At 54.6% G+C, this 2878-nt stretch carries 2 protein-coding genes and 1 pseudogene; 1 reads left to right on the forward strand and 2 read right to left on the reverse strand.

Annotation, left to right across the window (positions count from 1 at the left end; genetic code table 11):
* Together AC27HQ_RS16855 and AC27HQ_RS16860 are read right to left on the reverse strand one after the other, a co-directional pair.
* Window positions 1–339 (reverse strand): hypothetical protein (locus AC27HQ_RS16855; protein ID WP_487157356.1); only part of this gene is annotated, 339 nt, incomplete at its 3' end.
* 115 nt (window positions 340–454) lie between these two features.
* Window positions 455–1105 (reverse strand): hypothetical protein, encoded by a 651-nt coding sequence (locus AC27HQ_RS16860; protein ID WP_233048399.1) that lies wholly within the window; start codon window positions 1103–1105, stop codon window positions 455–457.
* 436 nt (window positions 1106–1541) lie between these two features.
* Here AC27HQ_RS16860 and AC27HQ_RS16865 point away from each other — a divergent pair.
* Window positions 1542–2878, forward strand: a pseudogene (locus AC27HQ_RS16865) (hypothetical protein); the annotation flags it as partial.

The raw sequence follows: 2878 nt of genomic DNA on the forward strand, positions 1-2878 counted from the left end.
AAGGTCGTACAACTCACACGCCGCATTTCTGGCCGAATCAAGGTCTAGCTTCCAGATCCATACCGTCCACTGAGAAACCTGCCACTCTGAAGCATCGCTCCCCCAGCGTTTAACTATCGCTTCTACGCCCGCACGAAACTCCGTATACCTAGCTAGGAACCGTTCTTCTGCACTGAGGCTCAGTGTGATGTGGTCCCAGTGAACGCCTATGTTGCTCTTGAGGTTTCGTACCTCTACATAAGGCAGGCCATTGCTGGTGCAGTGATGAAACCAGTCCCGGGTCTCGGGCGTGCTTACATTCGTGCGCTTTCTCTCGAGGTACTTCTGAGTAATCGCCATGCAGGATCTCCGTTTGAGGCATCAGTGACGGTAAGCGGCAAAGGGGCAGGGGATCAAGTAGGACAGATTGTAGATGAGGGGTGGACAAGGTCATGCCCACCCGCACAGGGATGGCTCAGAGCTCGTCGGGGGCGTCACTCAGCATAAAGCGCTGCATGAGCTGTAAGGTGTTGGCTGGTAAGGACCGGGTCACACGAAAAAGGCTCTTACTGAGCTTGGCCACATTGTCGTGGTCCGCAAAGCCATCAGGGACCACTGTGTCGTCAGTAAACTCCAGTTCGTGCTCATACGCCAAAGTGCGCATGAAAAACGGAGAGATGCCGGCCAGTTTGGCGGCTTGGGCGCGGGTGTTGGTCTTGCCCAGCTCGCGGAGATGATCAATGAACGCGTTCGTTTCTTCGTTATCTCGACGTCGTGCGAGTTCTGCTAGCGCGGGTGAGATCTTGTCTGAGTCGAGTGAAGTTACCGGCTTACGCGTCACTATGGAGCGATGAACCAGGGCGGCGACGTGAGATCTTTCACGCGCGATAAGCTCGCTGCTAATGCGCTTCGAGCGGGTGCCGCTAGTATCAAGAAAGGTGATGTCATTCTGTTCGGCCAGCTCCTGAAGAGAAGGCATGCTGATCCGATGAATACTTGCTACCTGGCGAAGTGTAAAGTTCGCACTGAGTTCCCTGATATTCTCTACAACTTTCCGTTGGCGTGCCTTCATCGGGTCCAGATTCGATGAAACTGCATCCGCCGTACACTCAAGTACCTGCCGCATACTACTCCCCCCCACATCCCTAGTGTTGCCCGGTCCAGCCAGGTGTTTGACGTCCTGGTCAAAAACGGGTCATCGCTCTGTCTGTCTTATCCGCTCCGTGCCAATAAGGCATCACAGCAGACAAATTTTTATGCCTGAATACCCATCATGGGGCTCCAGAATGCAAGCATTTTGGCATCACTCAACTCATTAGGCAACGCTTTGACGCCGGTTTTTTTGATGAGCGGTACACCAATTATGACACCAGAGGCGTGCTGGGGGTCACAAATCTGACCATTAAGTCAGCAGGCAATCTCAGCCCCCAACCTTGGGTTTGAGAAAGGTTCCCTACTTGAGTGGATTCCAGAAAAGCGGTCGTTAAGATCATTTTGGAATGAAGAAATCCGCGCCAGACCGGGTCGCGGACGCAAGTCCAAACCAAGAAAAGGAATACTCAGTGGCAAAACTCGCTCATAAAACCGTACTGGCCATCGCCATCGCAGCTGCCGCCAGCAATGCCAGTGCATTGACCGTGACCGCCAACAACGACGACATGGTCTACGTGGCTGCGGACTCTCATGATGAGATCCGGATTGAGGGAAGCGCCGAGCTGGTTGGCTCTGGTGCAGCTGTTTCTGTTGGCACCGTGACCAACAACATCACCAACGACGCATCGTTCACACTGACAGACAGCTCTGACCCGGGCTTCATCATTTACGGCGACAATGAAACATCTGAGATCGGCGGCAGCATCGTCAATAACGGCCTGATCGACATCACCGGAACGTACGTTGCCGGAATGGAAGTCGTCGGCGTTGAAGTCGGCGCAGAAGGCGTAGTTGATGATGCTCTTGGCAATATCGTGAACGCTGGCACTATCCGTGTTCGTGACGACCGTGGCGCCGGCGACCCTGACCTGGAAGAACTGGACTACCCGACTGCCGGCCTCCTGATCACCAATACCGAGATCACCGGAGACGTCATCAATAGTGGCACTATCGACGTTCAAGCCGATGATGCGCATGGCATTTTGGTAGATGCCACTTCAGGAATCTTCGGCGCGCAGGGCTTCGTCGATATCGGCCGTGACGTAATCAACTCCGGCGACATTGTTGTGAGCGGCGCTCAAGCGCGCGGCCTTGAGCTTCGCGATGTAAACCTTGGGCTGGACGAGCAGCAAGTCGGTACCGACGTTGAGAACACTGGCCTCATCCGCGTGACCGGCGATGGAAGTGTTGCTCTGCGTCTTGATGAAACTGACTACAACCGCGTCTATAACTCCGGCACCATTTCCGCTAACGGCGAAGGCGCCATTGGTATCGAGATTCGCGAGTCCCTGAGCAACCAGAATATCGAAGTCGGTACCCCGGCTGAGGGCAGTGATCAGATCGCTGACTTCCTCGTCACCAACGGCATCGTCAACGAGGGTTACATTTACGCCGAAGACACAGGCATTCGCATCACCAACGACCTGTTCAACACCGACCCAGGCGATACCAGCAACTCCGAAAACCTGTATCGCATTACCCAGAACGCCGGCGGCACCATCGTATCCGGTGGCTCAGCGATCGACGGTAACTTCCAGTCGAATCTGTATCTGAATGGCGGCCAAATTTTCGGCGACATCGAAGGTATCCGTCGCGCGTTCATCAACGGCAACGTACTGGTCTCTGCCGAGCTGTTTGAAGCCAACAACGTCGATGTGGTTTCCGGCACTCTTTATTTGGCCGAGCTGCACACTGAGTTCACCGGCGACATTACTGTTGCCGATGGCGCTACTTTGGCCACCTATGT

This window comes from Halopseudomonas sp. 4NH20-0008, assembly GCF_057548395.1.